General features: G+C 42.6%; 8 protein-coding genes and 1 pseudogene. 4 read left to right on the top strand and 5 right to left on the bottom strand.

The features are described from left to right. Together AB4496_RS13295 and zur are read right to left on the bottom strand one after the other, a co-directional pair. Nucleotides 1–445: chemotaxis protein CheX (locus AB4496_RS13295; RefSeq protein ID WP_372131124.1), on the bottom strand; the 445-nt coding region annotated here is incomplete at its 3' end. 17 nt (nt 446–462) lie between these two features. After that, on the bottom strand, nt 463–918 hold the full coding sequence (gene zur, locus AB4496_RS13290; RefSeq protein WP_012603115.1) for a zinc uptake transcriptional repressor Zur: 456 nt from the start codon (nt 916–918) through the stop codon (nt 463–465). A 251-nt stretch (nt 919–1,169) separates the two neighbouring features. On the opposite strand from zur, the gene AB4496_RS13285 reads away from it, so the two are divergent. Continuing rightward, nucleotides 1,170–1,349, top strand: coding sequence for a hypothetical protein (locus tag AB4496_RS13285; RefSeq protein WP_029225597.1), 180 nt, complete (start codon nt 1,170–1,172; stop codon nt 1,347–1,349). A 183-nt stretch (nt 1,350–1,532) separates the two neighbouring features. On the opposite strand, the gene AB4496_RS13280 is transcribed toward AB4496_RS13285, so the two are convergent. The 3 genes from AB4496_RS13280 to AB4496_RS13270 all read right to left on the bottom strand — a co-directional run bounded on the left by AB4496_RS13280 (nt 1,533) and on the right by AB4496_RS13270 (nt 3,274). After that, complete coding sequence (locus tag AB4496_RS13280) at nt 1,533–1,856, bottom strand: STAS-like domain-containing protein (RefSeq protein ID WP_232281817.1); 324 nt, start codon at nt 1,854–1,856, stop codon at nt 1,533–1,535. A gap of 2 nt (nt 1,857–1,858) precedes the next feature. Then, entirely contained in the window at nt 1,859–2,836 is a 978-nt protein-coding gene (locus AB4496_RS13275) for a hypothetical protein (protein ID WP_009847901.1), read from the bottom strand. 123 nt (nt 2,837–2,959) lie between these two features. Then, the gene (locus AB4496_RS13270) at nt 2,960–3,274 is read right to left on the bottom strand and encodes a tyrosine-type recombinase/integrase (protein WP_009847902.1); all 315 of its coding nucleotides are present in this window, start codon (nt 3,272–3,274) and stop codon (nt 2,960–2,962) included. Nucleotides 3,275–3,435: 161 nt separating this feature from the next. On the opposite strand from AB4496_RS13270, the gene dusA reads away from it, so the two are divergent. The 3 genes and pseudogenes from dusA to AB4496_RS13255 all read left to right on the top strand — a co-directional run. Beyond that, nucleotides 3,436–4,437, top strand: a complete 1,002-nt coding sequence (dusA, locus tag AB4496_RS13265; protein ID WP_009847903.1) for a tRNA dihydrouridine(20/20a) synthase DusA — start codon at nt 3,436–3,438, stop codon at nt 4,435–4,437. Nucleotides 4,438–4,676: 239 nt separating this feature from the next. Continuing rightward, nucleotides 4,677–4,898 carry an envelope stress response protein PspG gene (pspG, locus tag AB4496_RS13260; RefSeq protein ID WP_009847904.1) on the top strand — a complete coding sequence of 74 codons (222 nt, stop codon included), beginning with the start codon at nt 4,677–4,679 and terminating at the stop codon, nt 4,896–4,898. Between the two features lie 114 nt (nt 4,899–5,012). Then, a pseudogene (locus AB4496_RS13255) lies at nt 5,013–5,286 on the top strand (iron-hydroxamate ABC transporter substrate-binding protein); the annotation flags it as partial.

The raw sequence follows: 5,286 nt of genomic DNA, 5'->3' as shown, positions 1-5,286 counted from the left end.
CGATGAAAGCATTACCCCACTGAGATGAGAAAGGCATGATGATGATTGCGCCTTCACACTTGTGACGAATAGTATGGCCTTTACCTGAAACCACGATTGGCGTTGCCATATCGAAGTCAAAGCCGCTTTCTGCAAGAATACGCTTTGCGCCACCGGTTACCATGTTAGTGATTTCACCCACCATGTCGGTCACTTCTTCGTTCAAACCGTTTGGTCGTTCACCTAGCATGTTTTCCATGATTTCTAGAGCAAGCCCTTCATCAAAGGTGATCGACATTGAGCCACGAGACTGTGTACCAACCATACCAATTAGGCCGGACACATCACCACGAGCGATTTCATCTTTCTTCACTCTTGGTTTCTGAGGCTTTAATTCTAGAGATGCCATCGTTTTTAGTACGTTCATCAAAGAAGCTAAAAACGGGTTTACAAATTCAGCGCGCATAATGTTCTTCTATAATCTTATTCTTTCATTTCGGAGGAGCAAGTTTGGCAAATGCCATGTGATTCAATGACATGGTTGGTCAACTTGAATCCATGCTGCTCGGCGTTACTCGCGAGTAGGGCGACAAGCGCATCGTCTTGTAATTCTATCACAGTGCCACATTTATCGCAGATCAGTAATTGGGAAAAATGCGTGTTGGCATTGCAAGAGCAGCAGCATATAAAGCTATTCGTTGACTCAACTCGGTGAATGAACCCTTGCTCTAACAAAAAATCCAAAGCGCGATAAACTGTAGGAGGCTTGGCTTGCGGTTCACTGACTTTCAATTGCTCTAATAATTCATAAGCACTGGAGGCTTTTTTATTAGATAGGATAAGCTCAAACACTCGCTTTCTTTGGGGTGTTAGCCTAACACCTCGCGATACGCATATCCCTTCAACTTGCTCTATTAATGTGTGGTCCAAATTTTTCACCGTTCAATCAAACATCCCCATTTAGCCCCTATTGCTAGGTAACCTTGTTTGAGGAGACATTGATTTTATTAAAGTCAGGTACAGAGCGTATTGTGACCTACGACTTTGAATAAGACAAGGTAACTCAAAACGACAGTGTGACTCAAGGCATAACTGATTAATCAAGCTGAATTAGAGATCTGGTGAATGAGTTTGAAAATATCAAGTGCAACAATGTGCTTATTGAGCGAGAGTTCTCAATCGACATTGGCCTGTCATCGGCTAAAAAGGGTTTAGTGTTATCTGGCGCAGGAGCGGTTTTGGCAGCTGGTCACCCTGAAGTTATCACCGCGAGCGTATCGGCAGACGGTGTTCAATTCGGTGGCATTATTGGCGCAAGTGCTCCAATAGTATTTGGCCTATGGGAAACCCTACGCAATGAGTTTAAGTAATGGCAGAGTATCAAACAATAATTGTTGCCGTTGTTAGTGCCTTGTCTAGTGAGGTGGGGGAGGTATTACACTTAAAACCGATGTTAAGTGGCTGCGCTTAATGATGGAAAAGATGGATGAGCGTTTGACGTATCTAGAACAAAAAAGCCCCTGAAAAGGGGCTTTTTTGTTGGTAATGTATATTTAAGCCATAGCGACATTCTCTGCAGTCTCAAAGGGCTTTTTTCGCTCAATTTCTCTACGTTGAATAACTTTAGCTATGCTTCTCAGGATGCTTTCTTTAGCGTTCAGAATAGTCACTTGTTTTACGAAGGCATCAAGACCATGCTTGGCCACTAATACGCCGAAAAGCTCATCGGAATATGATTCAGATATGGAGTTGACGGACTCTAGATCTACTTCAACTGCATCGCCAAACAGTATTGCTTCTTCAAGAGCCTTACGTTCTACCGAGGCTGTTCTTCTTGAAGCTAAATCACTTTTATTTATTGCTATTTTAGTTTTCATTATCATCCCCCCCTGAGTTGTTCCATCAACGCTAAGAGTTGTTCATCGACTGTATCGTTTATCTCTTCACAAAGTAAAGATAGCTTAAATTTACAGCTTATTGCAACGCCTTTCCAATAAGTTGGAAGCGTTTCTTGTACTCTTTCACCATCTTCATTGATATTTAAGAGGCATCTTCCAGAAGCGATTGTCAGCGTTCCTTGGAATTGTTCAATTAATCGAACCAAATGAGCTAAGCCCAAGCCTTGGTGGTGGTTTACTGTATAATCTGAACCAATACCACCACCGTAAGGAGAGTTACCTATGTGTTCTGGTGGTAATTGTTGAGCCCATGGGTCGCTGTCATCTGCATGCTTTGTTGAGTTCCCTTCTTCTATACACCAAAGCAACGCTTCTTGATCACATGTGATGCCGTGTAACTGAGCTTTGCCTGAACGTCTCATTTCTTCTAAGAAACCTAAGCCTTTATCCGCGATCGCAAACTCTAAGTGAAAGTCCGTCTTGTTAGTCCCAGGAACTGCGTTTTTTTGCGCCATAGAAAAGCCCGTTGATTGGCCATGTGACCATACATTGTCATGCAACTCGCCTACAACATGATACAGCTGAACTAACCCGTCGGGAGAAGGACCTTCAACGTTGTCAGTGAAATGACGTAAGCAGCTGTTTATAGATGTAGTTACATCGTCAGTTGCTTCTGCTGAACATAGCTGGGTTATAGGAGTGTAAGTTACTCCATTCTTTATTCTTACCGGTTCCGGACAATTCCAAAGGATATGGTTCAAACCTAAAGTTCTGAGGTATCCAGCTATTTTTGGATCACAGTCAAAATTACGCTCAGGAGTTCTCTTGTCTTTGAGGTACGCTGTTAGTGTTGATAAAAAACCCGGAGAATAAAAATCCTTAGCGAGATAGTAAGCGTTATATTCATGTTCGTAATCCTCTGGAATTTCTTTCAGAGCTTCGCTAAGTCCTTTTCCCATAGTGGCCTCTTGGTGTGCATATTAACTTTTTGACAATATTGGGTTGCCTAGAGTTACTTTCAAGGTCTTGTTTTTATTGATAATCTTGCCACCCATTTGTGTGGGGTTATTACTTTTTATTTATCAGTCGTTTAATGATTTCTTATGAAGGTTTGCTGGGAATGATTGAGTATAAACTTGCCACAAAATATTTAGATATCTATGCCCAGTCACTTGAGCTACTTCTTCAATAGAGTAGCCCTTTCCAAACAACTGACTTGCTCCCTCTCTTCGTAGGTCGTGATACCTCAAATCCTCAATACCCAATTCGTTTCTCACTCGCTGAAAGCCTGCACTAACACTTCGTGAGTTGTAGGGAAAAATAAGTTGGTCTTTGTTCCTGAATGTTTTCGATTCCCTGTGTATAATCGCCGAATTATTTTTGACTACAATGTCCACTGTGAAGCGTGATTCACCGCTTTGAAGTGTTCTTTTTAATGCTAGATGCCTTCGTTCCACTCCATCAATACGTACTATAAGCGTACTGAGTGGGGGAGCTTGCGGCTGAACTAGCGAGTTTCTGTATATATATGCAGTGTATAGATTTTGAGTAACGCTTTATGAAACCTGACAATACCAGTAAATACGCGGCTAACCGCTTATCCGTTGCACCCATGTTGGATTGGACTGACCGCCACTGTCGTTACTTTCACCGTTTGCTATCTCAGCAGACGCTTCTGTACACGGAAATGGTCACAACTGGTGCGATCTTACATGGTAAGGGCGACTTTCTAGAGTATAACGAGCAAGAACACCCATTAGCACTTCAACTTGGTGGTTCAAACCCGGTTGATTTGGCGGCTTGTGCCAAGCTTGCTGGTGAGCGTGGTTATGATGAAGTGAACCTCAATGTAGGTTGTCCTTCAGACCGAGTTCAGAATGGTCGCTTTGGCGCTTGCCTAATGGCTGAGCCCGAGCTGGTGGCAGACTGTGTGTCAGCGATGAAAGAAGTCACAGATATTCCAATTACGGTAAAAACGCGTATTGGTATCGACGACCAAGATTCTTACGAGTTTCTGACTAAGTTTGTTTCTACTGTTTCTGAAAAGGGCGGTTGTGAGCAATTTACTATCCATGCGCGTAAGGCGTGGTTGAGTGGCCTTAGCCCGAAAGAGAACCGTGAGATCCCACCGCTAGATTACGATCGTGCATACCAAATCAAGAAAGACTTCTCAGATCTAGTGATTGCGGTAAATGGTGGCATTACTACATTAGAACAAACTAAAGAGCACTTGCAGCACCTTGATGGTGTGATGATTGGTCGTGAGGCATACCATAGCCCGTTTATCTTGGCTGAAGTTGATCAGCAGATCTTTGGTTTAGACACGCCAATCAAGAAGCGTTCACAAGTAGTTGAAGAGATGTACCCGTACATTGAGCGTCAGCTTTCGAATGGAGCGAGCCTTGGTCATATCTCTCGTCATATGCTGGGTTTGTTCCAAAGCATGCCGGGTGCAAGACAATGGCGTCGTTACATCAGTGAGAATGCACATAAGAAAGGCGCGGGCATTGAGGTGATTCAGACGGCATTGGCTAAGATCCCTAAAGAGCTAAACGTATAGACACCCTCAAGGTTAAAGCAAAAGCCAAGAACTAAAAGTTAAAAGCTTAAAGAACAAGGCTAAATTCGCCATTAGAGGCTAAATTTACCATTGTGAGTTTCCGAAAAGCCACGCATGAAGATGTGTGGCTTTTTATTTGCCTGATAAATAAGGAGTTTATGGTTGTATCTAACTTGGTATGGAAGCTGCAATGTTAGAAAGTAGGAAAGATAGGTCATGAACTCATTAGGGAGACCATTATGTTTGAATTAATCTTTGTTCTTATTTTCGTCGCAACTTTACTCGTTACTGGTATTACGTTTATGACGGTACTAGCGGCAACCGGAATCGCGTTAGCGGTCATGCTGGTCTTAGGTATGATGGGGGTTGTGTTTAAACTGCTGCCTTGGCTGATCGTGATTGCAGTGGGTGTGTGGTTTTTCAAAAACTATGTACACAGCTCTAACCAAAGACGTTATTAAGGTCATCGTGTCGTCAAATCTTTACTCGTCAGCGGTTTATCGTTTTAGAATTTAAGATGTGTGGTAGAATTTTCCCCAATAATCTATGAATGTGCATACAATTAGCACAACGATATGGAATTGGAGCTATCTCAAATGAATAAAATGCCATTAATTGCTTTAGTGGGAATGCTTTCTTTAAGTTCGGCTGTGTCCGCTGAAGAAGAGTTTTCTTACACGACTAAGATCGGTGCTGATATGTGGTGGGGAAGTACAAAGCTGAACGAAGCTAGGTCGAGTGACTCAAACTCACCTTCGTTGTATTTCGCATTTGAGCATAATGCCCCTAAGCTGCCAAATGCGAGTTTCCGCTACTCTACTGTTGATACAACATTGTTAGCGTTTGATA

The organism is Vibrio sp. 10N.222.46.A1 (genome assembly GCF_041473595.1).
GTDB classification, from domain to species: Bacteria; Pseudomonadota; Gammaproteobacteria; order Enterobacterales; family Vibrionaceae; genus Vibrio; species Vibrio tasmaniensis_A.
The sequence above is the reverse complement of the archived record's forward strand: the minus strand, read 5'-3'. Positions and strand labels throughout refer to the sequence as shown.